At 73.1% G+C, this 24,817-nt stretch carries 26 protein-coding genes; 15 read left to right on the forward strand and 11 right to left on the reverse strand.

The features are described from left to right. Positions 1–21: 21 nt before the first annotated feature. On the reverse strand, positions 22–672 hold the full coding sequence (gene ctaE / locus K313_RS0100460; RefSeq protein WP_029209977.1) for an aa3-type cytochrome oxidase subunit III: 651 nt from the start codon (positions 670–672) through the stop codon (positions 22–24). 126 nt (positions 673–798) lie between these two features. Here ctaE and K313_RS0100465 point away from each other — a divergent pair, with 126 nt between their 5' ends. Then, on the forward strand, positions 799–1,236 hold the full coding sequence (locus tag K313_RS0100465) for a response regulator (RefSeq protein ID WP_019287030.1): 438 nt from the start codon (positions 799–801) through the stop codon (positions 1,234–1,236). Positions 1,237–1,244: 8 nt separating this feature from the next. Continuing rightward, positions 1,245–2,306, forward strand: coding sequence for an anthranilate phosphoribosyltransferase (gene trpD / locus K313_RS0100470; RefSeq protein WP_034250981.1), 1,062 nt, complete (start codon positions 1,245–1,247; stop codon positions 2,304–2,306). Between the two features lie 64 nt (positions 2,307–2,370). On the opposite strand, the gene K313_RS0100475 is transcribed toward trpD, so the two are convergent. Both K313_RS0100475 and K313_RS0100480 read right to left on the reverse strand, forming a co-directional pair. Continuing rightward, a complete protein-coding gene (locus K313_RS0100475; protein ID WP_019287032.1) occupies positions 2,371–2,652 on the reverse strand; it encodes an Lrp/AsnC family transcriptional regulator in 282 nt (93 codons plus the stop codon). Beyond that, positions 2,649–4,469: a DEDD exonuclease domain-containing protein gene (locus tag K313_RS0100480; RefSeq protein WP_029209979.1), complete on the reverse strand. Its 1,821-nt coding sequence runs from the start codon at positions 4,467–4,469 to the stop codon at positions 2,649–2,651. The genes K313_RS0100475 and K313_RS0100480 overlap by 4 nt, the downstream gene beginning before the upstream one ends. Before the next feature lie 140 nt (positions 4,470–4,609). Here K313_RS0100480 and K313_RS0100490 point away from each other — a divergent pair, with 140 nt between their 5' ends. Next, positions 4,610–4,843 carry a hypothetical protein gene (locus tag K313_RS0100490; RefSeq protein ID WP_019287036.1) on the forward strand — a complete coding sequence of 78 codons (234 nt, stop codon included), beginning with the start codon at positions 4,610–4,612 and terminating at the stop codon, positions 4,841–4,843. Between the two features lie 21 nt (positions 4,844–4,864). After that, positions 4,865–6,256: a peptidase MA family metallohydrolase gene (locus tag K313_RS0100495; RefSeq protein WP_156911077.1), complete on the forward strand. Its 1,392-nt coding sequence runs from the start codon at positions 4,865–4,867 to the stop codon at positions 6,254–6,256. Positions 6,257–6,378: 122 nt separating this feature from the next. On the opposite strand, the gene K313_RS0100500 is transcribed toward K313_RS0100495, so the two are convergent. Beyond that, entirely contained in the window at positions 6,379–8,181 is a 1,803-nt protein-coding gene (locus K313_RS0100500) for an AMP-dependent synthetase/ligase (protein ID WP_029209981.1), read from the reverse strand. Between the two features lie 228 nt (positions 8,182–8,409). Between K313_RS0100500 and K313_RS0100505 the strand changes: the two genes are divergently transcribed. From K313_RS0100505 to K313_RS0100525, 5 genes are read left to right on the forward strand one after another with little or no spacing between them, the layout of a single operon-like run. Beyond that, positions 8,410–8,850: an SRPBCC family protein gene (locus K313_RS0100505; RefSeq protein ID WP_029209982.1), complete on the forward strand. Its 441-nt coding sequence runs from the start codon at positions 8,410–8,412 to the stop codon at positions 8,848–8,850. A 5-nt stretch (positions 8,851–8,855) separates the two neighbouring features. Next, the gene (locus K313_RS0100510; protein WP_156911078.1) at positions 8,856–9,296 is read left to right on the forward strand and encodes a hypothetical protein; all 441 of its coding nucleotides are present in this window, start codon (positions 8,856–8,858) and stop codon (positions 9,294–9,296) included. After that, entirely contained in the window at positions 9,293–10,258 is a 966-nt protein-coding gene (locus K313_RS0100515) for an ROK family glucokinase (RefSeq protein ID WP_029209984.1), read from the forward strand. The genes K313_RS0100510 and K313_RS0100515 overlap by 4 nt, the downstream gene beginning before the upstream one ends. Continuing rightward, a complete protein-coding gene (locus K313_RS0100520) occupies positions 10,255–11,232 on the forward strand; it encodes an ROK family glucokinase (RefSeq protein ID WP_029209985.1) in 978 nt (325 codons plus the stop codon). The genes K313_RS0100515 and K313_RS0100520 overlap by 4 nt, the downstream gene beginning before the upstream one ends. Further along, positions 11,229–11,909, forward strand: a complete 681-nt coding sequence (locus K313_RS0100525) for an endonuclease/exonuclease/phosphatase family protein (protein ID WP_029209986.1) — start codon at positions 11,229–11,231, stop codon at positions 11,907–11,909. The genes K313_RS0100520 and K313_RS0100525 overlap by 4 nt, the downstream gene beginning before the upstream one ends. Before the next feature lie 60 nt (positions 11,910–11,969). Here the strand turns inward: K313_RS0100525 and K313_RS23325 are convergent, their stop codons facing one another. Both K313_RS23325 and K313_RS0100535 read right to left on the reverse strand, forming a co-directional pair. After that, entirely contained in the window at positions 11,970–12,632 is a 663-nt protein-coding gene (locus tag K313_RS23325) for a hypothetical protein (RefSeq protein WP_029209987.1), read from the reverse strand. A 4-nt stretch (positions 12,633–12,636) separates the two neighbouring features. Next, positions 12,637–13,389, reverse strand: coding sequence for an alpha/beta hydrolase (locus tag K313_RS0100535; protein ID WP_240483913.1), 753 nt, complete (start codon positions 13,387–13,389; stop codon positions 12,637–12,639). A gap of 107 nt (positions 13,390–13,496) precedes the next feature. On the opposite strand from K313_RS0100535, the gene K313_RS19490 reads away from it, so the two are divergent. The 3 genes from K313_RS19490 to K313_RS0100555 are packed head-to-tail and all read left to right on the forward strand — an operon-like array spanning position 13,497 to position 16,209. After that, positions 13,497–14,375, forward strand: a complete 879-nt coding sequence (locus K313_RS19490) for a lysophospholipid acyltransferase family protein (RefSeq protein ID WP_156911079.1) — start codon at positions 13,497–13,499, stop codon at positions 14,373–14,375. A gap of 3 nt (positions 14,376–14,378) precedes the next feature. After that, a complete protein-coding gene (gene macS, locus K313_RS0100550; protein ID WP_029209988.1) occupies positions 14,379–15,509 on the forward strand; it encodes a MacS family sensor histidine kinase in 1,131 nt (376 codons plus the stop codon). 1 nt (position 15,510) lies between these two features. Next, a complete protein-coding gene (locus K313_RS0100555) occupies positions 15,511–16,209 on the forward strand; it encodes a response regulator (protein WP_019287049.1) in 699 nt (232 codons plus the stop codon). 58 nt (positions 16,210–16,267) lie between these two features. On the opposite strand, the gene K313_RS0100560 is transcribed toward K313_RS0100555, so the two are convergent. After that, positions 16,268–17,125, reverse strand: coding sequence for a DUF1028 domain-containing protein (locus K313_RS0100560; protein WP_029209989.1), 858 nt, complete (start codon positions 17,123–17,125; stop codon positions 16,268–16,270). A gap of 45 nt (positions 17,126–17,170) precedes the next feature. Here K313_RS0100560 and K313_RS0100565 point away from each other — a divergent pair, with 45 nt between their 5' ends. Beyond that, positions 17,171–18,574: a class II 3-deoxy-7-phosphoheptulonate synthase gene (locus tag K313_RS0100565; RefSeq protein ID WP_084412315.1), complete on the forward strand. Its 1,404-nt coding sequence runs from the start codon at positions 17,171–17,173 to the stop codon at positions 18,572–18,574. 33 nt (positions 18,575–18,607) lie between these two features. Next, on the forward strand, positions 18,608–19,189 hold the full coding sequence (locus K313_RS0100570) for a molybdopterin-dependent oxidoreductase (RefSeq protein ID WP_029209991.1): 582 nt from the start codon (positions 18,608–18,610) through the stop codon (positions 19,187–19,189). A gap of 108 nt (positions 19,190–19,297) precedes the next feature. Here K313_RS0100570 and K313_RS0100575 read toward each other — a convergent pair whose 3' ends face one another. From K313_RS0100575 to K313_RS0100585, 3 genes are all read right to left on the reverse strand, one after another. Then, positions 19,298–20,167 carry a DMT family transporter gene (locus K313_RS0100575; protein ID WP_240483908.1) on the reverse strand — a complete coding sequence of 290 codons (870 nt, stop codon included), beginning with the start codon at positions 20,165–20,167 and terminating at the stop codon, positions 19,298–19,300. A 63-nt stretch (positions 20,168–20,230) separates the two neighbouring features. Further along, positions 20,231–22,144, reverse strand: coding sequence for a Stk1 family PASTA domain-containing Ser/Thr kinase (pknB, locus tag K313_RS0100580; RefSeq protein WP_029209993.1), 1,914 nt, complete (start codon positions 22,142–22,144; stop codon positions 20,231–20,233). A gap of 33 nt (positions 22,145–22,177) precedes the next feature. After that, the gene (locus K313_RS0100585; RefSeq protein ID WP_029209994.1) at positions 22,178–23,026 is read right to left on the reverse strand and encodes a LysM peptidoglycan-binding domain-containing protein; all 849 of its coding nucleotides are present in this window, start codon (positions 23,024–23,026) and stop codon (positions 22,178–22,180) included. A gap of 164 nt (positions 23,027–23,190) precedes the next feature. Here K313_RS0100585 and K313_RS0100590 point away from each other — a divergent pair, with 164 nt between their 5' ends. Then, positions 23,191–23,580 (forward strand): Rv2175c family DNA-binding protein, encoded by a 390-nt coding sequence (locus tag K313_RS0100590; RefSeq protein ID WP_019287057.1) that lies wholly within the window; start codon positions 23,191–23,193, stop codon positions 23,578–23,580. A gap of 79 nt (positions 23,581–23,659) precedes the next feature. Here K313_RS0100590 and K313_RS0100595 read toward each other — a convergent pair whose 3' ends face one another. Continuing rightward, positions 23,660–24,757, reverse strand: a complete 1,098-nt coding sequence (locus K313_RS0100595) for a polyprenyl synthetase family protein (RefSeq protein ID WP_019287058.1) — start codon at positions 24,755–24,757, stop codon at positions 23,660–23,662. Positions 24,758–24,817 lie beyond the last annotated feature (60 nt).

Here is a 24,817-nt window from a genome sequence, read left to right on the forward strand (position 1 = left end):
TCTGCGTGGGGCGGGTCGTGGTCACTTGAGGATGTAGATCACCGCGAACAGGGCGATCCACACGACGTCGACGAAGTGCCAGTAGTAGGAGGTGACGATCGCCCCGGTGGCCTGCGCGTGGGTGTAGCGCCGCGTGGTGAAGCTGCGGGCGATGATCAGCAGGAAGGCGATCAGACCACCCGTGACGTGGATGGCGTGGAACCCGGTGGTCATGTAGAAGACCGAGCCGTAGCCGTTGGAGTTCAAGGTGATGCCCTCGCTGGCCAGCTTGGCGTACTCCCAGGCCTGGCCGGAGACGAACACCGCACCGAAGATGTAGGTGAGGACGTACCACTCGCGCATGCCCCAGCGCTTGACGTCCAGCAGCGACCCGGTTCGGGCCGGCTGACCGGCCTCCGCCTTCCACACGCCGAGCTGGCACCAGACCGAGGAGATCACGAGGATCAGCGTGTTGACCGCCGCGAACAGCACGTTGTGCTTGGGGGTCTCCGCGGCCCACTGCTCCGGGACGACCCCGCGGATCGTGAAGTACATCGCGAACAGGCCCGCGAAGAACATGAGCTCGCTGGAGAGCCAGACGATGGTGCCCACCGAGGCGAGGTTGGGCCGGGTCGCCGGGCCGAGCGCGGCATGGCTGGGGGAGCTGTGGTGCACAGCGGATGCAGTCGACACGGCGCTATCTTGCCCCAAAAACATGGGACTTGCCCAACGGCAGGCGATCTCCGGAGAGTCGGGAGCGTGAGAACACCCTGATAACCCTGTCTGGCGGGTCTCGCGGGGGCCGCTAAGATCGGCCGCATGACCGCGAGCCACACTGCTTCGTCCAGCGGCACCGACGCCCCCCGGGGGCTTCGCGTCCTGCTCTACTCCGACGACGTCACGACGCGTGACAAGGTCCGCCTGGGGGTCGGCAAGCGTCCGGCCAAGGACGTCGTGATCGAGGCCTGGCACGAGGTGGCGACCGGCGAGATGGCCCTGCGCGACACCGAGAACGGTCAGTTCGACCTGCTGATCCTCGACGGGGAGGCCGGCAAGGTCGGGGGCATGGGCCTGGCCCGGCAGATGAAGAACGAGATCTACGGCTGCCCGCCCATCCTCGTGCTCACCGGTCGCCCTCAGGACAGCTGGCTGGCCGCCTGGTCCCAGGCCGACCTCGCCGTGCCGCACCCGTTGGACCCGCTGGCCCTGGCCACCGGCGTCTGCGAGCTGGTGCGTCGCGACCGCACCCCCGCGTGACGGAGATCATGCCGGACGCCGCATCCCTCACCTGGCCCACGGTGCTGAGCAGCCTGGTCGAGGGGCGTCACCTGTCGCTGGGCGAGGCCCGGTGGGCGATGGGACAGATCATGTCGGGCGAGGCCACTCCGGCCCAGACCGCGGGCCTGCTCATGGCGCTGCGGGTCAAGGGCGAGACCGCCGAGGAGCTCCGCGGCCTCGCGGACGAGATGCTCGCGCACGCGCGTCCGCTGTCCGTGCCGGGCCCGTCTCTCGACATCGTCGGGACCGGGGGCGACCGCGCCAACACGGTCAACATCTCGACGATGTCCTCGTTGGTCATCGCGGGGGCCGGTGTGCGCGTCGTCAAGCACGGCAACCGTGCGGCCTCCTCCAAGTCCGGCTCGGCCGACGTCCTGGAGGCGCTGGGGGTCGCGCTGACGCTGCCGTCCGAGCGGGTCGCCGAGGTGGCGGACGAGGCCGGGATCACCTTCTGCTTCGCTCGCTCGTTCCACCCCTCGATGGCGCACGCCGCGGTGGCGCGCAGCGAGCTGGGGATCGGGACGGCATTCAACTTCCTGGGCCCGCTGACCAACCCGGCCCGGCCCACCTATGCGGTGGTCGGCTGCGCCGACGCCCGTATGGCGCCCCTCATGGCCGGCGTCTTCGCGGGACGCGGGACGGACGCCGCCGTGTTCCGCGGCGACGACGGCCTGGACGAGGTCACGGTGTCGACCACGACCTCGGTGTGGTGGGTCGTGGACGGCGGGATCGTCGAGCGCACGCTCGACCCGCGCGAGCTGGGCTTCGACCTGCACGACCTCTCGACGCTCGTCGGCGACGACGCCGAGCACAACGCTGGTGTCGTGCGCCGCCTCCTGGAGGGCGAGACCGGTCCGGTCCGCGACGCGGTCCTGCTCAACGCCGGCCTGGGGCTGGCGGTCGCTGGTGCGCGGGACGGCGGTGGCGCGGCGGACCACGACGCGTTCGTCGCCCTGGTGGCTGACGGGGTGGAGCGTGCCCGGCGGGCGATCGACGAGGGTCATGCCGCTCGGGTGCTGCAGCGCTGGATCACCTCGACCTCAGCCTGAGATCGAACCTCCCTTCTGGGCAACGGGCAGCGCTCAGCCGCTGGACCTGAGGCGTGGGGTGAACTCAGCCGTCGAACCCGAGGCTGAAGGCAGCCTCGAGGTCGTGCCGCGAGTAGGTGCGGAAGGCGATGTGGGTCTGGGTGCCGACGACACCGTCGACCTTGTTGAGTCGATCGGCGATCACGTCGGCGAAGTCGTCGTGCTGACGCACCCGCACCATGGCGATCAGGTCGACGTCCCCGGTCACGGAGTAGACCTCGGTGACTCCCTCCAGCTCCGCGATGGCCTGGGCCACCTCGGGGATGCGGTCGACGTCGGCGTTGATGAGGACGATGGCTGAGATCACGAGCCCACCCTAGTGGGCGACGCGGGAGACCGTCCCCCGGGACGGTCGTGCCCGTGGGACGTCGCGCCCCGAGTCGGCCAGGCGTCGAACCCCGGGTCGGTGGCGGCGGCCACGAGCGGCTCCAGGCGGGCGTGCTCCCGCTGGGCCCCGTGGACGGGGCAGCTCCACGACCCGTCCAGAGCGACGAGTCGCACGCCGTCGCTCTCGAGCCAGCGCAGGAGCAGCTCGGTCTCCTCGGCCGTCGCCGCGCCATGGTGGCCCACAGTCGGCGTGGGGACGTGCTCGGCGGAGGCACGCAGGGCCTCGACGTGCGGCATCGGATCGGCCCCGGGAGGGGTGACGACGGTCCCGGCCAGCCGGCCGTGACGGATGCACACGACCTCCCACCCGCCCCCGGGAGCCCGCCGGGCCGCCACGAGCTCTGGCGTGGTGCGCAACGGAGCCAGCCGTTGCGCCTTGCCGGCTCCGCGCACGAGGGCGAGCAGCCGGTCACGGACGACCCCCGCCTCCTCGAAGCGGTCCTCGCCGGACAGGTCGGCCATGCGGGCGTGGAGCGCGCCCACGACCGCGCGGCAGTCTCCCTCGAGCATGTCGCGGACGCGACCGGCCACCGCGGCATAGTCGTCGACCGACTGGGCGCCGGTGCAGGGGGCGCCGCAACGCCCCATCTCGGCCAGGGCGCACGCCGTGCTGCGGGGGCGCAGGCTCAGCCGCGGGGTGCACTGGCGCAGCGGGACCGCGTCGTGGACCGCGGCGACCGCGGCCTCGGCAGACAGCCGCGAGGAGTACGGGCCGGAGTAGGTCGCGCCGTCGTCGCGCACCTGCCGCACGAGGGACAGCCTGGGGAAGGGTTCGTCGGTCAGCTTGATCCAGACGCCGCGGTCCGGGTGGCGCGATCGTCGGTTGTAGCGGGGCTGGTGCGAGGCGATCAGTCGCAGCTCGCGGACCTGGGCCTCGAGCCGGGTGCCGCAGACGATGGGCGTGACCGACTCCGCGATCGCGACCATCTCCGCCATCCGCGTGCGTCGCTCGGACGCGGTGAAGTAGGACCGGACCCGGGACCGGATGTCCTGCGACGTGCCGACGTAGAGGGGCCGGCCCTGGGCGTCCTTGAAGACATAGACCCCCGGTCGTGACGGCAACCCCTCGGCGAGGTGGCGCTTGCGCCGCTGGGCGGGGGACACGCGCGACGTGAAGGTCAACAGCTCGTCGAGGGTGTGGACGCCCTGGTTGCCGACGCGACCGACGAGCTCGTGCAGCACGTCGACGGTGGCCTTGGCGTCGTGCAGCGCCCGGTGGTCGGGGGTGGTGCGGGAGGAGAACAGGGCGGCGAGCGTGGCGAGCTTGTGGTTGGGCGCCTCGTCGCGGGGCACCAGCTGGCGGGCCAGGTGCACGGTGTCGAGCACGCGGAAGGCCGGCCAGTCCAGGCCGGACCGCTCCGCCGCGGCCCGCAGGAAGCCGACGTCGAAGCGGGCGTTGTGCGCGACGAGCACGCTGCCGCGGGCGAACTCCAGGAAGGACGGCAGGACCTGCCCGATGGCGGGCGCCTCGGCGACCATGGCGTCGGTGATGCCGGTGAGGACCGAGATGAACGCGGGGATGTGTGCGTGGGGGTTGACCAGTGTCTGGAACTCGCCCAGCTCCACCCCGCCGCGGACCTTGACCGCGCCGATCTCGGTGATCGCGGAGGTGGCCGGGCTGCCACCGGTCGTCTCGAGGTCGACGACGACGAAGGTCGTGTCCGCGAGGGTGGGGCCCAGCTCGTCGAAGGTGCCCTGGACGGCGGATCCGGCGAGGAGGGTGGAGGTCGAGCTCATGGCGACGACCCTAGGGGCGACCACCGACAAGCCCCCGCGGGGGGCCGTCGACACGCTGGCCCCCAGGGGGTCTGTCAGTGGTGGCACCTAGCGTTCTGGACATCGGGACCCTCCGGTCCCACCGACACGAGGAGTCACTCATGCTGCTGGAGTGCCGCACCTGCCCCGTTCGTGGCGACGCCTGCCGCGACTGCATGGTCAGCGCCCTCGTCGAGGGACCAGCGGTGCCGCTGGACCCGCGCGAGCACGCCGTGGTGGCGCAGTTCGTCGGCGCTGGGCTCGTGAGCCGTGACCAGGCTCGAGGGCTCTACGCGCGGCGCGAGCCGGTGTCCACCGTCCGCTCGGTCCCGCTGTCGGGCGCCCGCGCGGGCTGAGCCGCGGACTAGGGTGACGCCGTGACGAGCCACGGACCGACGTCCCGCTGGTGGCCCGTCGTGCTCGGTTTCGTCGTGGCCGTCTGCATCGTGATGGCCGCCGGCCTGACCTGGGTCCTCCTGGCGCCGGCTGGGGCACCTGAGCGGGTGCCGCGTCCGACCTCGGCAGGGTCGCGGTCGGCAACAGGATCCGAGCCCGCGGCGGGATCCGTGACGGCAACGGGATCCGAGACGGCGACGGGATCCGAGACGGCGACGGGATCCGAGACGGCAACGGGATCCGAGACGGCGAGGTCTGAGCCGTTGGCCGGGGTGCAGCAGGTGCTGGACCGTCGGGCCGCCGCGGCCCGAGCCCGCGACGAGTCGGCCTGGCTGGCCGACCTGGATCCCTCGGCCGCCGGCCTGAGGCAGCGGCAGCAGGCCCTGCTGAGCGCGTTGCGGTCCCTGCAGGTCCGTGAGCTCACGCTCCGCGCAGAGCGATTCCTGCCGGGCCCCGCCGTGCGCCCGGACGGCTCCGTCGGTGACCAGGCTGCCCGGGTCGACGTGGTCGGTGCCTGGCGCCTGCCGGGCGTCGATGCCCGGCCCGCCCCGTTCACCCTGGAGCTGACGGTCCGCCGTCACGGCGGCGGGTGGGTGGTGGTGGACGACGCGGGCCCGGGCACGGTGCGACAGGCCTTCGACCTGTCCGGCCTGCAGGTGCGCCGCAACCCGGCGGGCGTGGTGGCGGGCAACGCCCCCGCGGAGCGGCTCGACGAGGTGGCAGTCGACCTGGCGCCGGCCCGCGAGCACGTGGAGCATGCCTGGGGCGCCCTGTCCCACCTCCCCGCCGTCCTGCTGCCCGCGACGAGCTCGGAGTTCGCGGCCCTCACCGGGCGGGTGGGCAAAGACACGTCGGGGGTCGCCGCGGTGACCTACGGGATGCTCGAGACCGGCAGCGTCGCCCGTGGCGACAAGATCGTGGTCAATCCTCTCGCCTGGGCGTCGTCGACGCGTCAGGGACGACGGATCGTCCTCACTCACGAGCTGACCCACCTGGCGGTGCGGGCCACGACCACCCACCCCGTGCCGGAGTGGCTGAGCGAGGGCTACGCGGTGCACACGTCCTACGCGGGACTGCAGGTGGATCCCCGCAGGGCGGCGCCCGAGCTGATGGCGGCCGTGGCCCGCGGGACCCTGCCGACGCGCCTGCCGGAGGACGAGAGGTTCAGCGACGTGGCATCGGGTACGGCCTACGACGAGGCCTGGTTGCTGGTCGACTGGTTGGCCCGCGCCCGAGGAGAGGACGCGCTGCGCCGGCTGTATCGCGAGATGGGGACCGGGAGCACGCCGAGCGACGCCCTGGGGCGGATCGGGCTCACCGAGTCGACCCTGCTCGCCGGGTGGCAGGAGGATCTGCGACGCCTCGCGCGCTGAGCCGCGTGCGGGTCCGGGCGAGGGTGGTGGGGAGCGAGCCTGGTGCCGGGGCGTGCGCTGGGGATCCTGGATGCATGGGCGTGCGTTGGCGAGCGTGGCTGTCGCCGATCGTGCGCCTGGGCTCACTCGTCGGAGACGGGCCCGCCATACATCGCATCGATCGTCGGCGCGAAGTCGCGCAGGACGAGGTGGCGCTTCACCTTGAGCGACGGGGTGAGATAGCCGTTCGCCTCCGTGAAGTCCTGGTCGAGCACGGCGAACTCCCGGATCGACTCGGCCCGCGAGACGGCCTCGTTGGCGTGCGCGACGGCGGCCTCGATCTCCTTGCGCACCCGCGGGTGAGCAGGGGCGTCGGCGAAGTCCACCTCCCCGAGGCCGTGGCGCGCGGCCCACCCCGGCCACATCTCCTCGTCGAGCGTGACCAGCGCCCCGACGAAGGGGCGCTTCTCGCCGACCACCACGCACTGCGACACGACGGGGTTGGACCGCAGCCGGTCCTCCAGGACGCCGGGCACGACGTTCTTGCCGCCGGCGGTGACGATGATCTCCTTCTTGCGCCCGGTGATCCGGACGTGACCGCTGTCGTCGATCGATCCGAGGTCTCCGGTGCGGAACCACCCGTCGACGAAGGCCTCGGCCGTGGCCTCGTGGTTGCCGTGGTAGCCGCGGAAGACGTTGACGCCGCGGGTGAGCAGCTCGCCGTCCTCGGCGACGCGGCACTCCACGCCGGGCATGGGTCGACCGACGGTGCCGATCTTGAGGCCGGGCACGTCGTTGACGCTCATGGGCGCCGTCGTCTCGGTGAGGCCGTAGCCCTCGAGCACCGTGACGCCGATGCCGCGGAAGAAGTGGGCCAGCCGCGGTCCGAGCGGCGCGCCGCCCGACACGACGTACCGGACCCGGCCGCCCATGGCGTCCCGCAGCTTGGCGTAGACGAGGCGGTCGTACAGCGCGTGCTGGAGGCGCAGGGCGACGGGGACGCGGCCCTGGTCGGTCGCGCGGCTGTGGGCGATGGCGACGCGGGCGGCGGCGTGGAAGATCTTGTGGGTGCTGCCCGCCTCGGCCTTGCTCTCGGCACCGACGTAGACCTTCTCAAGGACGCGGGGCACGACGAGCAGGAAGGTCGGACGGAAGGACGCCAGGTCCGCCATGAGGTTCTTGATCGACGCGGTGTGGCCCATCCGGAGGCCATAGTCCACCACGAGCACCTGGATGAGGCGACCGAAGACGTGCGCGAGGGGCAGGAACATGATGGTCGAGGCGTCGTCGGTGACGACCTCCGGGAGGTAGTGCCGGGTGTTGTCGGACAGGGCCATGAAGTTGGAGTGCGTGAGCTCGGCGCCCTTGGGGCGGCCTGTCGTGCCGGACGTGTAGATGATCGTGGCCAGGTCCGACGGCCCGGCCAGGTTCGCACGCTCCTCGACGACCTCGTCCGCGACCTCGTGGCCGGCGGCGACCAGCTCGTCGAGCCCGCCGTCGTCGATCGTCCACACGTGGTGCAGACCGGGAAGCCGGTCGCGGACAGCGGCCACCGAGGCCGTGTGCTGAGGCTTCTCGACGACGACCGCCGAGGCGCCGGAGTCCTCGAGGATCCACGCGATCTGCTCGGCGGAGCTGGTCTCGTAGACCGGGACCCCCACCGCGCCGGCGGTCCAGAGCGCGAAGTCCGTCAGCGTCCACTCGTAGCGCGTGCTGGACAGGATCCCGACCCGCTCGCCCGGCTCGACGCCCGCGGCCACGAAGCCCTTGGCGAGCGCCCAGACCTCGTCGCGCCACTGCGCGGACGTGACGTCCTGCCAGGCATCGCCGACCTGGCGCCCGAACACCACGCGGTCGGGGTGCCGCGCCGCGTTGCGCGTCACGAGGCCCGCGAGGTTCCCCTCGGTGGGCGCGGGGACGATGATGGGCGTGCTGGTGGCGTCCACGTGCTGCTCCTTGGCTCGGGTCGGACCGGATGCAGGCTACAGGCGGCCGGACCTACCGGAGAGTAGTCACCGTGCCGGTCTCGGGGCGCGGGATGTGGCCGGACCCACACGTCCAGCTCGTGGCACCCACCGCCGTCCCAGCGGCTTTCAGCAGGAGGGGCCAGTCCCTCGACCGACGGCGGTCGTCACCGATCGTCATCCCGCCTCGGCCCTGGCTAGGGTGGGCGCATGGCCCAGCGCACCGAGTCCAGCACCGTCATCGCCGCCTCGCCGGCAGCCGTCCTCGACGTCGTCGCCGACGTCGCGTCCTATCCCGCGTGGACGCCCGAGATCCGGTCGGTGCAGATCCTGTCCGAGGACGACGGCTGGGCCGAGCAGGTGCGGTTCGCGCTGGAGGCCGGGCCGGTCAAGGACACCTACACCCTCGCCTACGACTGGGACGTCGACGAGGAGGGCGCCGGGACGGTCTCGTGGCACCTCGTCGAGGGCGGGGTGCTCAAGGCGATGGACGGGTCCTACGTCCTCGAGCCCGTGGACGGTGGCACCAGGGTGACCTACGCCCTCGGCGTGGACGTCAAGGTGCCGATGCTGGGCGCCATGAAGCGGGCCGCCGAGAAGCGCATCGTCGAGGGCGCGCTGCAGGGTCTCGCCGCCCGCGTCCGCGGCTGATGGGGGTGACCGACGAGGTCGCCGGTTCCGTCGACGAGGAGTCGCGGCGGCTCAAGGCGCTGCTGCAGGACACCCTGGATCTCGGTCGCGCGCCGACCAGGCCGGAGCCAGAGTGGACCGACCATGCGGACCAGGATCACGCGGACGACGACCCGGGGGACGACGAGCGAGAAGGCGAAGGGGACCGGTCGCACGACGGCGACCCCGATGACGACCCGGCGGACGAGGGCGAGCACCCGCACCGGACCACCTCGCCCCAGCACGCGGCGGACACCTGCCCCGTATGCCGGGCCAGCCGCCTCGCCCACACCCTGGCGCCGGAGCTGATCGACGAGGTGGGGCGCGGGATGGAGGCGCTGGGGCGATCGCTCCGGGGGGTCGCGGCGGCGGCCAGACGGCATACTGACGAGCATCTGCAGGCACGGACGGACGAGGAGCGAGCATGACCACGATCGGTCTGGACGTCGGCGGCACCAAGATCGCCGGCGCCCTGGTGGACGAGGACGGCAAGGTCCTCGCTCGAGCCCGCCGCGAGACGGGGATCCCGAGCGCCGAGTCCGTCGCGAGCGCGTCGGCGGACCTCGTCCGCGAGCTGGCCCAGCACCAGGACGTCAAGGGTGTGGGCATGGCGGTGGCCGGGTTCGTGGACAAGTCCGGGGCGCACGTCGTCTACGGCACCAACCTGGGCATGCAGGACGAGCCGATGAAGCAGCGCATGGAGTCGCTCATCGACTACCCGGTCATCCTGGACAACGACGCCAACGCGGCGGCGTGGGGGGAGTTCCAGTTCGGCGCGGGGCGGGACAGCGACGACATGCTGCTGGTCACCGTCGGCACGGGCATCGGCGGCGGCATCGTGGTCGACCAGCGGCTGCTGCGGGGGGCCTACGGCTTCGCGGCGGAGATCGGCCACATGCGGGTGGTGGTCGACGGACCGCAGTGCGGGTGCGGCAACCGCGGCTGCTGGGAGATGTACGCCAGCGGCAGCGCCCTGCTCCGCTCGGCGAAGGAGCTCGTGTCCTCGGGCACCCCCCACGCGGCCCGCCTGCGCGAGGCGTGCGGAGGACGGCCCAAGGACCTCAAGGGCCAGGCGATCACCGAGCTCGCCAAGAAGGGCGACCTGGCCTGCATCGAGCTGCTCGAGGACCTGGGCCACTGGCTGGGCGAGGGCTGCGCGAGCATGACGGCGATCCTCGACCCCGACATGATCGTGATCGGTGGCGGCGTCGTCGAGGCGGGCGACCTCCTGCTCGACCCGGCCCGTCATGCCTACGGCCGTCAGCTGACCGCGCGGGGTCACCGCCCGGTGGCCAGGTTCGTCCCCGCGGCCCTGGGCAACGACGCCGGCATGATCGGTGCCGCCGCGATCGCCGCCGAGGTCTACGACGGTGCGGGGGCGGACGCGTGAGCGATCTCGCCATCGGGATCGACATCGGCGGGACCAAGGTCGCCGGGGGCGTGCTCGACGAGCAGGGCGCCATCGTGGCCCGAGCGCGCCGCGACACCCCGCACCGCAGCAAGAGCCCGGACGTCGTCGAGGACACCATCGTCGGGGTCATCGAGGACCTGCTGGGCCAGACGGCCCGCGAGGACGTGGTGGCGGTGGGGGTCGGCGCGGCGGGCTGGGTCTCGGCCGACCGGGCCACCATCCTGTTCGCGCCCCACCTGTCCTGGCGCAACGAGCCCCTCCAGGAGCGGCTGTCGACCCGGGTGCCCGTCCCGGTCTACGTCGACAACGACGCCAACGCCGCCGGGTGGGCCGAGCACCGGTTCGGCGCCGGGCGCGGCGAGACCCACCTCATGATGATCACGCTCGGCACCGGCATCGGTGGGGCGCTCGTGATGGACGGCCAGGTCCAGCGCGGTCGCTACGGCGTGGCGGGGGAGTACGGCCACATGATGGTCGTGCCCGGCGGCCACCGGTGCGAGTGCGGCAACCGCGGCTGCTGGGAGCAGTACGCCTCCGGCAACGCCCTGGTCCGCGAGGCGCGCAGCCTCCTGCTCGCCAACTCCCCGGTGGCCCACGACCTGCTCGAGCGGCTCGGGGGCGAGGACCAGAGCCTCACCGGACCGGTCATCACCGAAGCCGCGCAGGACGGTGACCAGACCTGCGTCGAGCTCATCGCCGACATCGGCCGCTGGCTCGGGACGGGACTGGCCAACCTCGCGGCGGCGTTCGACCCCGGCAGCTTCGTCATCGGAGGCGGGGTCAGCGCGGCCGGAGACCTGCTGCTCGGTCCCGCCCGTGAGACCTTCGCCCGCGAGCTGACCGGGCGCGGCTACCGCCCGATGGCGCAGATCCTGCAGGCCAGCCTCGGCAACGAGGCAGGACTCATCGGTGCGGCCGACCTCGCCCGCACCGAGGTGCTCGCCACGTCATGACCGTGCGCGTCGCGAGCTACAACACGCGCGACTTCCTCGACGACCGACGGGCCGCGGCTCGCGTCGTCCGCGCGCTGGCGCCGGACGTCCTGCTGCTGCAGGAGGCGCCCCGCCGCTTCTGGCCGGGTCCCCTGGTGCGGGACTTCGCGCGCGAGACGGGCCTGCGCTGGCCGGGTGGGCACCGCGGCTCGGGCGGCACCACCGTGATGCTCTCGGACCGGCTCACCCTGGTCGACTGCGTGCACCGTGGTCTCCCGGTGCCCCTGGGTCAGCGGACCCGCGGGTATGCCGTGCTGCGCGCCCGGCTCCCCGAGGGGTCGCTGCTGACGGCGGCGAGCGTGCACCTGGGGCTGTTCGAGGGGCAGCGGCTGCGGCATACGCACCAGATCCTCCGGGACCTGCCGGTCGAGGGGCCGCTGGTGGTCGCGGGGGATCTCAACGAGGGCCCGGGCGGGCCCAGCTGGCAGACCTTCGCCGGCCTGCTCGACGTGCTGTCGGTGGAGGAGCCGACCTATCCGTCCTGGGCGCCGGTCGAGATGCTCGACGTGGTCTGGGGCAGGGGTGTGCGGCGCGTGGACGGCACGCCACCGTCGGAGCTGGACCGACGAGGCAGGGACGTGCGCCGCGCCTCGGACCACCTGCCGGTGTGGGTCGACGTGGACGTGCTGGGGTCCTGACGCGGACCAGAGGCGATCTGGCCGATCGGCCGACCGCGGAGCACCAGCGTCGGGTGAGGGTCACACCCGGGCGCCGTCGTCGTCCTCGTCGTGCGTGCTGGGCAGCCGGAGCACCAGCCCGACGAAGGCCGCGACGGTGGCGAGACCGGCGAGCCACAGGTAGATGCGGGGGCTGGTGTGGCCCGTCAGGACCATCGTGAGCAGGACGATCGGCCCGGCCACCAGGCCGACCAGGATCGCCCACCAGACCGGGTCCGCGCGCCACGACGGCATCGGGGTGGGCGGTGGCGGCACGTAGTCGTCGTCCGGGTCGTCCGGGTCGACGGGAGGGGTCCACGACCGGTGGTCCGTCCCCATCGAGAGGCCGGAGCCGGGGTCGCGGTAGACGAGGCGGGGGTCGAGGGCGCGGCGCTGCTGCGGCGACGCTGGGGGAGCGGTTGGGGGAGCGGGCGGGGAGCCGGGCGGGGAGCCGGGCGAGGGGTCGGCCGCCGGTGGGGACGCGCGACGCCCGGGCGGGGGATTGATCGCCGAGGGGTGCGTCGGACGTCCGGGCGCGCTCTCGTGCTGCGGCGTCTCCCGACCCGTCCGGTCCGGCCGCCCCGCAGGATCGGGTCCACCCTCCCCGCCCGGCTCGGACCCGTCCTGCGCGCGCTGCTCGTCGTCCCAGCGCGCCACGATCTCCTCGAAGCGAGCGTCGATGTCGTCCGGCTCGTGGGTGCCCATGCCCTCAGCCTCGCCGCACGCGCTCGACGAACTCCACCGAGCGGTCGTGGATCACGTGCGCGTCGTGGTCGAGGGTGGCGACGTGGTAGCTGTCGGCCAGGCGCACGTGGGTGACGTCGGTGCTCGAGATGCGGCTCAGCAGCAGCTCGGAGCTGGACGCCGGGACGACGTGGTCCTCGTCCGACTGCATCAGCAGGACCGGCTGGGTGATCTCCGGCAGGTCCCGGACCGTCAGCGCCCACAGCTGCAGCATGGACGACAGCGCGTGCAGCGGCGTGCGGTCGTAGGCCAGCTCGGTCACGCCGGCGAGGCGGATGTCGCTGGCGATCCCGGCGATCGAGGGGGCCAGCCGGCGCAGGACGGGCAGGGCCCGCATGCGGGGGTCGTCGCTGCGATAGGCGGGGTTGACGAGCATCAGGCCGGCGATGCTCGGGCCGTGCTCCTCGGCCAGGCGCGTGACGAGCGCGCCGCCCAGGCTCAGGCCGGCGACGAAGACGGTGTCGCACTCGTCGAGCAGCCGCAGCAGCTCGCGCTCGAGCACGGCGATCCAGTCCTGCCACTGGGTGCGGTTGAGCGACTGCCAGGTCGTCCCGTGCCCCGGGAGGCGGGGGAGTCGCACGGCATACCCCTGGTCGGCGAGGTGCTGGGCCCAGGGCCGCAGGGACTGCGGGCTGCCGGTGAAGCCGTGGCTGACCAGGACGCCGACCCCGCCCCCCTCGGGCCGGCCGGGGCTGCTGAACGCCTCGGCACCTGGCATGACCTGCACGTCGACCTCCTGGTGGCTGAGCCGTCCGACACGGCCGTCCCAGGGTAACCGGGGCTGGGTTAGAGTGCTGATCACGCGCACAGATCGAGGTGGCCACGGTGCTGTACTGGTTCGTCAAGTCGCTGGCCCTCGGCCCGCTGCTGAAGCTGCTCTTCCGACCCTGGGTCGAGGGGTCCGAGCACGTCCCCACCCGTGGCGGAGCGATCCTGGCGAGCAACCACCTGTCCTTCTCGGACTCGTTCTTCCTGCCGCTGGTCCTGAGCCGGCGCATCACCTTCCCGGCCAAGATGGAGTACTTCACCGGCCGGGGGATCAAGGGCCGGCTGACGGCGGCGTTCTTCCGCGGGGTCGGCCAGATCCCCATCGACCGCTCGGGAGGCTCGGCCAGCGCCGCCGCCCTGAAGTCCGGTCTCGAGGTCCTGGACCGCGGCGAGCTCTTCGGCATCTATCCCGAGGGGACGCGCTCTCCTGACGGACGGCTCTACCGGGGCAAGACCGGGGTGGCCCGGCTGGCCCTCGAGGCGGGCGTGCCCGTCATACCCGTGGCCATGATCGGCACGGACAAGGCCCAGCCCACCGGCAAGATCATCCCCAAGGTCATGCGGATCGGGGTGCGCTTCGGCGAGCCGATCGACTTCTCGCGGTATGCCGGGATGGAGGGCGACCGCCACGTCCTGCGCGCCATGACGGACGAGATCATGTACGCCCTGATGGAGCTGTCCGGCCAGGAGTACGTCGACGAGTACGCCGCGACCCGCAAGCAGCGGATGGTGGACTCCGCCCGGGCCAAGGCCGAGGAGGCCAAGGTCAGGGCGCGCGAGCTGCAGGACCAGACGCGGGTCAAGGCCGACGAGGCGTTGACCCGGGCCAAGGAGCTCGGCGACCCGGCGGCCCTCAAGGAGCTGGGGGACCAGACCCTGGCGCGGGCCGAGGAGGCCATCGCCAAGGCCAAGGACCGACGCACTCACAAGGACTGAGACGTGGCGGCGCTGCGCTCGACGATGGCCGGGCTGGAGCGGGGGATCTGGCGCGGCATCGACGTCTTCCGCCTCCTGGCGCTGTGCTACGCCGCCAGCATGGTGTGGATGGAGCAGGACGTCATGACCCGCCCGTGGTTGGCGTGGGCGGTGCTGCTCGCCCTGGCCGCGTGGTCCTGCTGGCTGGCGACGCGTCAGGACCGCAGCGCGCCCGCCCTGGTGGTCGACGTGGCCCTGGCCTGCGGCGCGATCCTCGCCACGCTCGCCGTGCACCCACCCGCCGAGATCGCGGGAGGGGCGACGACCATCCCGTCGATGTATGCCGCCGCGCCCGTCGCCGCCTCGGCCGTCCGCTGGGGCCTGCGGGGCGCGCTGGGCTCGTCCGGGCTCGTGACGGTGGCCAACCTCGTGGAGGTCGGCCGACCGACGGGAGCCACGATCTACAACACCCTGCTGCTGGTCGTCGTGGCCGCCTGCCTCGGCATCTGCATGGAGCTGGCCCGCCGCAGCCAGGCCGCGATCGACGAGGGGCTGCGCCTGCAGGCCGAGGCCGCCGAGCGGGAGCGCATCGCCCGCGTCGTCCACGACGGTGTCCTGCAGACGCTCGCCCTCATCCACCGGCGCGGTGCCCAGGCCGGTGGCGAGGCCGCCGCCCTCGGGGCGCTCGCGGCCGAGTCGGAGCGTGACCTGCGCTCGCTCGTGACGGCGGCCCGCCCACGCGAGCGCCCCGACACGGCGACGAGCATCGACGTGCGGGCCGCCCTGCTGGCCCTGGCCGGGCCGGGGGTCGAGGTCGTGGCGCCGGCCGAAGCCGTGCCGGTCCCGTCGCAGCGTGGCCACGAGCTGGTCGCCGCCGTCGCCGCCTGCCTCGACAACGTCGCGCGTCACGCCGGGCCCGGCGCCCGCGCCTGGGTCCTGCTCGACGACCTCGGCCCGGCCATCGAGGTCACGGTGCGGGACGACGGCTGCGGCATACCGCCCGGTCGGCTGGACCAGGCGGAGCGCGACGGCCGGCTCGGCGTCGCGTCGTCGGTGCGAGGGCGGCTGCGCGACCTCGGGGGAGAGACGACCATCCGATCGACCGTGGGGCGGGGCACGACCGTGCGGCTGTGCCTGCCCGCCCAGGAGGAGTGACATGGCTCAGCAGACGGACACCCGTGAGGACGGCCGCCGGACCTCGGTGCTCGTGGCCGACGACCACCCGATGTGGCTGGACGCGGTGGTGCGCGATCTCGACGACGCGGGCTACGAGGTCGTGGGCACGGCCAACGACGGGGCCGCCGCCGTGCGTCGCACCCTGGCGACACGACCCGACGTCCTCGTCCTCGACCTCAACATGCCGGGGCTGAGCGGGCAGGAGGTCTGTGCCCGGCTCGCTGAGGCCGGCATCGCGACCCGCGTGCTCATCCTCACCGCCAGCGGTGAGCAGCAGGACGTCCTCGACGCCATCAAGGCCGGGGCCACGGGCTACCTGCTGAAGTCCACCGGCCGCACGGAGTTCCTCGCCGCGGTCCAGGCGACGGCGCAGGGCAGGGCCAGCTTCACACCCGGGCTCGCCGGCCTGGTGCTGGGGGAGTACCGCCGCCTCGCCACCCGCTCCGAGCGAGACCCCGAGCCGGGATCGGCGCCGGTGCCCGAGCTGACCGCGCGAGAGGTCGAGGTGCTGCGCCTGGTCGCGACGGGCATGTCCTACAAGGACATCGCGGCCGAGCTGACGATCAGCCACCGCACGGTGCAGAACCACGTCCAGAACACCCTGACCAAGCTGCAGCTGCACAACCGGGTGCAGCTGGTGCGCTACGCCATCGACCAGGGGCTCGACGGCCCGGCCTGACTCGCCTCAGGAGGTCGAGCCTGAAGATCAGGTCAGAAGGCCGGGTCAGAAGATCAGGTCAGAAGGTCGGGAAGCGCTCGCTCGTCTGCTCCGGGGGCAGGGTCTGCTCGCGCAGCACCTGGAGCACGCGGGCGTCGATGCCCTCGGGCGTCAGGCGCATCTCGAGGTTCTCCATGGCGCCCCACGCGTCCAGCGCGGTGGGGACGTCGCCGGCGTAGCCGAGACGCTCCAGCCGCTCGCGCACGTCCTCGAGCAGCGGTCCCTCGAGGGGCAGGACCTTGGTGGGTCGGCCGAAGTGCAGCTCGTTGAGCGCCACGAGGCGGTGCAGCTCCTGGACGGGCTGCGGGTGGTCGTCGACCCGCAGGTCGGCCAGGACGCCGCAGGCGTCGTAGCCCGCGCCGGGGTAGGTCGCGTAGACGCCGGCGCTCTGGCGGCCCCGACGGTCCCCGCCGGCGCGGTCGCCCGCGAGGAGGGTCTCGACCAGCCGGTCGACGAAGGGCAGGTGCGCACCCTCGAGCCAGGTGCGCTCCATCGAGGTGATGACCTCCTCGCCCGTGAGGATGTTGCCCTGGATCGCGTAGCCGCCGTCCGCGTCGCGCCCGGCGACGCCGCCGCACCAGGGGACGCAGTCCGCGCCGGTGAAGGTGACCTGGCTGGCCGAGCCCACGATGCCGACCTGGCGGGTGGACGTCTGGGAATCCTCCCCGGTGATGGCCGTCAGGGCCTCGTCGGCGGTGCGCCCCTCCTCGAGCCGGTCCAGCGCCGCCACGCGGTAGCCGGCGTTGGCCAGCGCCTGGCTGGCGACGGCGCCGACACCCGGGCGCACCATCGCCACCGGTCCGCTGGCGGCGAGGAACCTGCTCGCGACGGCGACGCCGTAGGCATCTCCGACGTTGGCCACGATCGAGAATGTCATGCGTCGACCCTAACGGCTGGGGGAGTCAGCGGCGCGGCGCCCGTGATGCGGACGCGTCCGGGCGGGGACGTCGCGGGCCCTAGGCTGGGGCGCGTGAGTACCGAACCCGCTCCCGAGCTCCTGACTGCCCTCGACGCGTGGCGCGACCTGCCCGCCGCCCAGCAGCCGTCGTGGCCCGAGGGGTCCGGCCTGGACGCGGCGGTCGACACGCTCCGCTCGATGCCGCCGCTGGTGTTCGCCGGCGAGTGCGACCAGCTGACCGACCGGCTGGCGTCGGCCGCCCGTGGCGAGGCCTTCGTGCTCCAGGGCGGCGACTGCGCCGAGACCTTCGCCTACGCCACGGCGGACAACATCCGGGACCGGGTCAAGACCCTCCTGCAGATGGCCGCGGTCCTCACCTACGGCGCCAGCGTGCCGGTCGTCAAGATCGGCCGTATGGCGGGGCAGTACACCAAGCCCCGGTCCTCGGACTCCGAGACGCGGGGTGACGTCACGCTCCCGGCCTACCGCGGTGACATGGTCAACGACTTCGAGTTCACGCCGGACTCGCGGCGGCCCGACCCGCAGCGCATGGTCCGGGGCTACCACGCCAGCGCTGCGACGCTGAACCTCGTGCGGGCCTTCACCACCGGCGGGTTCGCCGACCTGCGTCACGTCCACGCGTGGAACCGCGGGTTCTCCGCCAACGCCGAGTACGCCCGCTACGAGTCCATGGCGCGCGACATCGACAAGGCGATGCGGTTCATGCTGGCCTGCGGCGCCGACTTCGACGCCATGCGGTCCGTGGAGTTCTTCGCCAGCCACGAGGCCCTGCTGCTGGAGTACGAACGCGCCCTCACGCGCATCGACCACCGCACGGGCGTGGCCTACGACACCAGCGGCCACATGGTGTGGATCGGCGAGCGCACCCGCCAGCTCGACGGCGCCCACCTGGACTTCGTCTCGCACATCCGCAACCCGATCGGGGTCAAGCTCGGGCCGACGACGACCGGCGACGACGTCATGGCGATCGTCGACAAGGTCGACGCCGAGCGCCGTCCCGGCCGCCTGACCTTCATCACGCGGATGGGCGCCGGCACGATCCGCGAGGCGCTCCCCCCGATCGTCGAGCGGGTTAAGCAGGAGGGCGTCCAGGTCACCTGGGTGACCGACCCCATGCACGGCAACACCCACACGAGCGCGAGCGGCTACAAGACGCGTGACTTCGACGACGTGGTCGACGAGGTGCGGGGCTTCTTCGAGGTCCACGCCGACCTCGGCACCATCCCCGGCGGCATGCACGTCGAGCTCACGGGCAACGACGTCACCGAGTGCACCGGCGGCTCGATCCGCATCGAGGACGCCGACCTGTCCTCGCGCTACGAGACCGTGTGCGACCCCCGGCTCAACCACCAGCAGAGCCTGGAGCTGGCCTTTCTCGTCGCCGAGATGCTCGCCCAGCGGTCCTGAGCCCCACCTGGGTGATGTGAGAGAGTTCGTCCCATGCCTCGGACCGAGCCGCGCACCGTGCCCCCCGGGCAACGGCTCGTCGCCGAGCTCCCGGTGCAGCACTACGGGCGCGTCCCGGCGCTCTCGCCCGAGACATGGACGTTGTCCGTCGTCGGCGAGACGGCCGGGCCCGAGCGGGTCCTGACCTGGGACGACCTGCAGCAGCTGCCGCGCGACGCGATCGTGGCCGACCAGCACTGCGTGTCCAAGCTGACCAGCCAGGACGTCGTCTGGGAGGGCGTGCTGGTGCGCCACGTCGTCGACCTCGCACCCCCGGCCGATGGGGTCGGGCACGTCCTCGTCTCGGCGACCTACGGCTACAGCGCCAGCCTGCCGCTCGACGACCTCGTGTCGCCGCGCTCGCTCCTCGCCACGCACCGCAACGGTGAGCCCCTGTCCGCCGAGCGCGGGGGGCCGGTGCGCCTGGTCGTGCCGCACCTCTATGGCTACAAGGGCCCCAAGTGGATCGGCGAGATCGCCTACCTGCGCGAGCCGGGCCGCGGCTTCTGGGAGCAGCGCGGCTATCACCTGGTGGGCGACGTATGGCGCCAGGAGCGGTACGCCTACCAAGAATGAGTGTGACCGCGTGACCGCCAGACCGTGTCGCCCCATGACCGAGCAGCTGCACGACCGAGCAGCTGAAGGACCGAGTCGCTGCCTGACCGGGCGGCTGTGCGGGTCGCGTCACGGCTCGTGGTGCAGTGCCTCCAGCGGCGGGTCGTCCGCCGAGCGACCACGGCGACCCGCGAGCTCGACGACATACATCGCGGCCAGGACCAGCCCGCCGCCGAGGACCATGCGCGAGGTGGCCGACTCGCCGCCGAGCGTGACCGCGAAGCCCGCGGCGAACACGGGCTCGAGCGTCATGACGATCGCGGCGCGGCTGGCGCTCAGGTGCGCCTGGGCCCAGGTCTGCGCCCACAGCGCGCCGGCGCCGGCGACGACCGCCATGTAGACCACGGCCCACCACGCGGCGGGGGTCGGGGGCAGGCGCACGCCGTCGACGGCCGCCGTGACGGTGCACCCCACGGCGAGGGCGATCATCTGGACGGTCGCCAGTGCCGTGGCGAGCTCGGCGGTGGAGTACCTCCCCACCCCGAGGATGTGGATGGCGTAGACCGCGGCGCACGCCAGCGTCAGGGCCTCGCCGAGACCGACCGCAGACGCCACGTCACCGAGGGACAGGACGGCGAGACCGGCGACGGAGAGCACGACGGCGACCCAGGTGGGTCGTCCGACCCGCTCGCGCAGCAGGATCGCTCCGAGGACGGGGGTGAGGACGACGTACAGACCGGTGATGAAGCCGGACCGCGACGCGGCGGTGTGGGCGAGCCCCACGGTCTGCAGGACCTGCGCCAGGGCGTAGACGAGGCCGAGCAGCCCGCCGGCCATCCAGGCGCGTCGGTCCAGGGCCCGCAGGCTGCGGCCGAAGAGCAGGAGCAGGCAGACGGCGGCGATGGTGAACCGGACGGCCAGGAAGTCCACGGCGTCCATGGAGTCGAGCAGGTCGTGGATGAGGTAGAACGTCGAGCCCCAGACGGCGGTGACCGCCACGAGGGCGAGCGTGGCGAGGCCCGAGCGCGGTGCGACCGAGGGCCGCGGGGGAGCCACGGCCACTCAGACCACGACGACCGTGACGGTGCTTCCCTTGGGCGCGCGACCGCCGGAGGGGCGCTGCTGGGACACCAGCCCGAACACCTCGCCCAGCGGGGCGGACACCCGGACCTGGAAGCCGGCGGCCTTGAGCGCGGCGACCGCGTCGTCCTTGCTCCGTCCCCGCACCGACGGCACGGCCACCAGCTCCGGGCCCTTGGACAGCGTCACCGTGACGGTGTCGCCCTTGAAGAGCGTGCCGCTCGCGGGGCTGTGCTGCGTCACGGACCCCTCGGGCACCGTGGTGGAGTAGACGCGGTCGGGCGCCTCGGCATAGGTCAGGCCCGCCGCCGTGAGGGCGGTGCGCGCCTCGGCGGAGGTGCGTCCGGCGAGGGCGGGGACGGGGATGGGCTGACGACCCTTGCTGACGACGAGGGCGACCTTGGTGAGCGGCTTCAGCGAGGCGCCGGCCGCGGGGTCCGTGGAGACGACCTGGCCGGCCGGCACCTGCTCGTCGTGGGCCTCGGTGACCGCGCCGACGGACAGGCGGGTGTCCTTGAGGGCCTGCCGCGCCGCGTCCACCGGGGTGCCCCGGACCTGCGGCACCTGGTAGCGCTCGGGCCCGCGGCTCACGACGAGGGTGACGTCGTCGGTGCGGTGCAGGGCCGTGCCCTCGCCCGGCGACGCCTGGATGACCGACCCGCGCGGGACCCGCTCGTCGTAGGTCTCCTCGATGGCGGCGTCCAGGTGGGCGGCCGCGAGCCTCGACTGGGCGTCGGCGAGGGCGAGGCCCTGCAGGGCAGGCACGGTGGTGGAGGCACCGGGGCCCTGGGTGAGGTACCACGCGCCACCGCCCCCCAGCAGGACCAGGAACGCCAGCAGGGGGAGGAGCAGGCGCAGCCGGCGCCGGCGGGGGGCTGCTGACGGAGAGGCGGCGCCGCGCGTGGCGCCGACGGGGTCGCGGTGCTGCACCGGGGTGGGGATCGGTCGGGCGGACCCGGTTGCGCCGGAGCGCGGTATGGCGACCGTCGGGGTCGCCCTGGCCGCGGAGGCCTCCGGCTCGCGGGGCCGGGCGTCGAGGTCGTCGGGGGAGAGCTCCGCCCGCACCTCGCGCAGCCGCTCGGCCAGGGCGGCGCCGTCAGCGGGACGCTCCCCGGCGTCGCGGTGCGTGGCCCAGGCGACCACCTCGTCGAGCGCGGCGGGCACGCTGGGGACGACGTCGCTCGGGGCCGTGATGCTGCCGTGCACGTGCTGGTAGGCGACGTGGATCGGGGACTCGCCCTCGTAGGCCTTCTGACCGGTCAAGAGCTCGTAGAGGATCAGGCCGGTCGCGTAGACGTCGCTGCGCGCGTCGGCGATGCCCCGCTCGACCTGCTCGGGGGACAGGTAGGACACCGTGCCGAGGATCGTGCTGCTGGCGGCGGTGACGGTCTGAGCGGTGACGGCACGGGCCAGGCCGAAGTCGGCCACCTTGACGCGGCCGTCGTCACGGATGATGACGTTCTCGGGCTTGACGTCGCGGTGGATGATCCCGGCCCGGTGGGCCACGCCGAGCGCCTCGGCCAGGGGCACGACCAGGTCGAGGGCGGCACGAACCGTGAGGGGAGCCTCGGCGTGGACGACCTCGCGCAGGGTGCGACCCGGCACCAGCTCCATGACGAGGAACATGTCGTCATGGTCGATGCCCTGGTCGAACACCGCCACGATGCGCGGGTCGTTGAGGCGGGCCGCGGACCTCGCCTCGCGCTGGAACCTCGAGGTGAACGACTCGTCGTCGGTCAGCCCACGCCGCAGGATCTTGACGGCGACCTCACGGTCGAGGCGCTCGTCCAGGCCCTCCCACACGGACGCCATACCGCCGTCGGCGATGTGCCGGACCAGGCGATAACGCCCGTCCAGCACACGCCCGGGCGCGGTCACGTCGGTGGGTCGAGGCACCGTTCGATCCTAGGCGGGGGAGCCTCCCCGACCTCACATCCGGGACCGGTGTGCCTTGACGGAGGCGACGTAGCGGTGGGTCTCGCGGTACATCCCGCGCTTCTTGACCGAGGGGAGCCCCTGGTAGTAGGCGCCGATGGCCGCGTCCTCGCTGCCGGCGGTCGCCTGGAGCTGCTTGAGGATGACGACCCCGGCCGTGACGTTGTCGCGGGCGTCGCCGAGGTCGAGTCGGCGGCCTGCGAGCGACGAGGCCCAGCGGGCGTTGGCGGGCATCACCTGCATGGTGCCCCTCGCGCCGACGTGGGACGTGACGTCCTGGCGCCACCCGGACTCCTGGAGCCCGACGGCGAGCGCGAGCCGCCGGTCGACGCCGTGCTCGTCGGCCACCTGCTCGATGAGGGCGCGGACCTGGGCCTTCTGCGTCCCGGCAGCGGCAGGTGGGGACGTGCGGGCGGTGGCCCTGGCGACGGGTGCCTTGCTCGTGGGGGCCTTGGACGGGGGTGCCGTGCGCGTGGGGGCCGTGGTCGCGGGAGCCTGGCGACGTCCGGCCTGGGCGTCGGTGCCGGCCGCGGGGATCACGAGCCGCTGGCCGGGGTGGATGCGACGTCCCCCGCCCTGCAGGCCGTTGGCCGCGACGACGGCCTGCACGGTCGTGCCGGCGCGCCGGGCGATGGTGTAGGTCGAGTCTCCGCGGCGCACGGTGTAGTCCCCCTGGACGGCGGACAGCACCGACAGCGCAGACAGCGCCGACGCTGCGGACGCTGCGGACGTGGCGGACGCTGCGGAGGACGTGGACGGGTGCGACGTGGTGGACGGGGAGGTGGCGGTGGGGGTGATCGCGACGGCGATCGAGACGGCGGCGATTCCGGCGACGAGGGGCATCGTGGGTCCTTGTGGTCGGTGTCGGGGAGCGTGGTCCGTCCGGTGGGAGGTCAGGGCCCGAGCGCGTCGGGCGACCTTGAACGATCCAGCCCGTCCAGTGAAGCACGCTCACCCGGATGGCGCATCCGTGCGCGTCGACCGGCGCGCATGGCAGGCTAGGGGCCGTGAGCCGCTCCTCAGCCCCTGACCAGGTCCTCCTCGCCCGTCTCGACGAGCTCGTGCCCGAGTGGATCACCGTGCCCGACGTCGCCGAGGCGTGCGCCGTCCCCCTGGCGACCGTCCGGTCGTGGCTCGCGGAGGGTGAGATCGCGTCCGTGCGCCGCGGCGAGCGCAAGGTCGTGAGCATCCCCGCGACCTTCGTCCAGGACGGGGCGCCGCTGCACCTGCTGCGCGGGACCCTGTCGGTCCTGCACGACTCCGGCCTCAGCGACGCCGAGGCGATCGCCTGGCTGCACGAGCCGGACGACACGCTGCGCACCGGCACCCCGGTCGGCGACCTGCGTGCGGGGCACCGCACCGAGATCCGCCGCCGTGCGCAGGAGCTGGCCTTCTGAGGGTGACCCCGCGAGGCGGTGGCGCCTCCCGGCATACGGCCGGGGTCTCGTCAGCCGTCGGCCCGGCGGCTGACGCCGCTCAGGTGGTGCGGCTCGTGGCGTAGGTCGCGAGGTCGACGAGGACCTGACGGCCGTCGTCGAGGAGCGCCCGCGTGTCGTGCAGCCGCTCCAGACCCTGGGCCACGAGGCGCTCGATGTCGCGCTCGACCGCGTCGACGGCTCCGGACGCGACGATCGTCTCGCGCATCCAGTCCACCGTCTCGTCGTCCACGTCGGGGTCGCCGAGGTGGCGGCTGAAGCGCGCGGCGCGCTCGTCGTCGAGGGTGGACAGGGTGTGCGCCACCAGGACGGTGTGCTTGCCCTCGCGCAGGTCGTCGCCGGCGGGCTTGCCCGTCGCCTCGGGGTCGCCGAACACCCCGAGCAGGTCGTCGCGCAGCTGGAAGGCCTGGCCGACGGCCAGCCCGAACTCGCCGAGCTTCTTGAGGTCGCCCTGCTTGGCACCCGCCGCCGCGGCCCCGATGACGAGGGGGTGCTCGATGGAGTACTTCGCGCTCTTGTAGGTGATGACGCGGTGCGCCAGCCGCAGGCGCTGCTCGGTCGTGAGGTCGTCCCAGCCGCGCGCGGCCTCGAGCACGTCGAGGAACTGCCCGCCCATGAGCTGGGTCCGCATCTCGTCGAACACCGGCCGCGCGCCGTGCAGCTCGTGCCGGCTCAGCCCGGAGCCGGCGAACATCGAGTCGGTCCAGGTCAGGCAGAGGTTGCCGGCGAGGATGGCCCCCGCGACGCCGAACCGGTCCGACAGCCCCTCCCACTGCTGCTCCGCGTGGTGCGCGGCGAGGCGGCGGTGCGCGGCGGGCAGGCCGCGTCGGGTGTCGCTGTCGTCCATGACGTCGTCGTGGATGAGCGCCGCGGCCTGGAAGAGCTCCATCGCGGCGGCGGCCCGCACGATGGCTTCGTTGTCGTCGCCCCCGGCGGCGCGGTAGCCCCAGTAGCAGAAGGCGGCGCGCAGCCGCTTGCCCCCGCGCAGCAGGTCGGCGATCGCGTCGACGAGCAGGCGGGTGTCGCGCCCCACGGGCGCGAGCTGGGACGTGCGCAGGGCGATCTCCTCGTCGATCTCGGCCTGGACCCGGTGACGCAGCTGCGCCAGGTCGACGATCTCGGTCCCTGCGGTGGTCATCCCGGCATCCTCCGTCGGTGCGGCCCTGCGGCACTGTGGGTACGGCGACACGGGAGTGCC

Source organism: Arsenicicoccus bolidensis DSM 15745, from assembly GCF_000426385.1.
Taxonomy (GTDB): domain Bacteria; phylum Actinomycetota; class Actinomycetes; order Actinomycetales; family Dermatophilaceae; genus Arsenicicoccus; species Arsenicicoccus bolidensis.

What these genes read in the sequence shown, in the direction of transcription:
- K313_RS0100555 (WP_019287049.1), top strand. Translation starts at nt 15,511, where the DNA reads ATGGCTCAGCAGACGGACACCCGTGAGGACGGCCGCCGGACCTCGGTG.
- K313_RS0100585 (WP_029209994.1), bottom strand. Translation starts at nt 23,026, where the DNA reads ATGCCCCTCGTCGCCGGAATCGCCGCCGTCTCGATCGCCGTCGCGATC.
- K313_RS0100480 (WP_029209979.1), bottom strand. Translation starts at nt 4,469, where the DNA reads ATGAGCTCGACCTCCACCCTCCTCGCCGGATCCGCCGTCCAGGGCACC.
- K313_RS0100490 (WP_019287036.1), top strand. Translation starts at nt 4,610, where the DNA reads ATGCTGCTGGAGTGCCGCACCTGCCCCGTTCGTGGCGACGCCTGCCGC.
- K313_RS0100595 (WP_019287058.1), bottom strand. Translation starts at nt 24,757, where the DNA reads ATGACCACCGCAGGGACCGAGATCGTCGACCTGGCGCAGCTGCGTCAC.
- K313_RS0100570 (WP_029209991.1), top strand. Translation starts at nt 18,608, where the DNA reads ATGCCTCGGACCGAGCCGCGCACCGTGCCCCCCGGGCAACGGCTCGTC.
- K313_RS0100465 (WP_019287030.1), top strand. Translation starts at nt 799, where the DNA reads ATGACCGCGAGCCACACTGCTTCGTCCAGCGGCACCGACGCCCCCCGG.
- trpD (WP_034250981.1), top strand. Translation starts at nt 1,245, where the DNA reads ATGCCGGACGCCGCATCCCTCACCTGGCCCACGGTGCTGAGCAGCCTG.
- K313_RS0100525 (WP_029209986.1), top strand. Translation starts at nt 11,229, where the DNA reads ATGACCGTGCGCGTCGCGAGCTACAACACGCGCGACTTCCTCGACGAC.
- K313_RS0100560 (WP_029209989.1), bottom strand. Translation starts at nt 17,125, where the DNA reads ATGACATTCTCGATCGTGGCCAACGTCGGAGATGCCTACGGCGTCGCC.
- K313_RS0100515 (WP_029209984.1), top strand. Translation starts at nt 9,293, where the DNA reads ATGACCACGATCGGTCTGGACGTCGGCGGCACCAAGATCGCCGGCGCC.
- K313_RS0100535 (WP_240483913.1), bottom strand. Translation starts at nt 13,389, where the DNA reads ATGCCAGGTGCCGAGGCGTTCAGCAGCCCCGGCCGGCCCGAGGGGGGC.
- K313_RS0100565 (WP_084412315.1), top strand. Translation starts at nt 17,171, where the DNA reads ATGCGGACGCGTCCGGGCGGGGACGTCGCGGGCCCTAGGCTGGGGCGC.
- K313_RS0100505 (WP_029209982.1), top strand. Translation starts at nt 8,410, where the DNA reads ATGGCCCAGCGCACCGAGTCCAGCACCGTCATCGCCGCCTCGCCGGCA.
- K313_RS23325 (WP_029209987.1), bottom strand. Translation starts at nt 12,632, where the DNA reads ATGGGCACCCACGAGCCGGACGACATCGACGCTCGCTTCGAGGAGATC.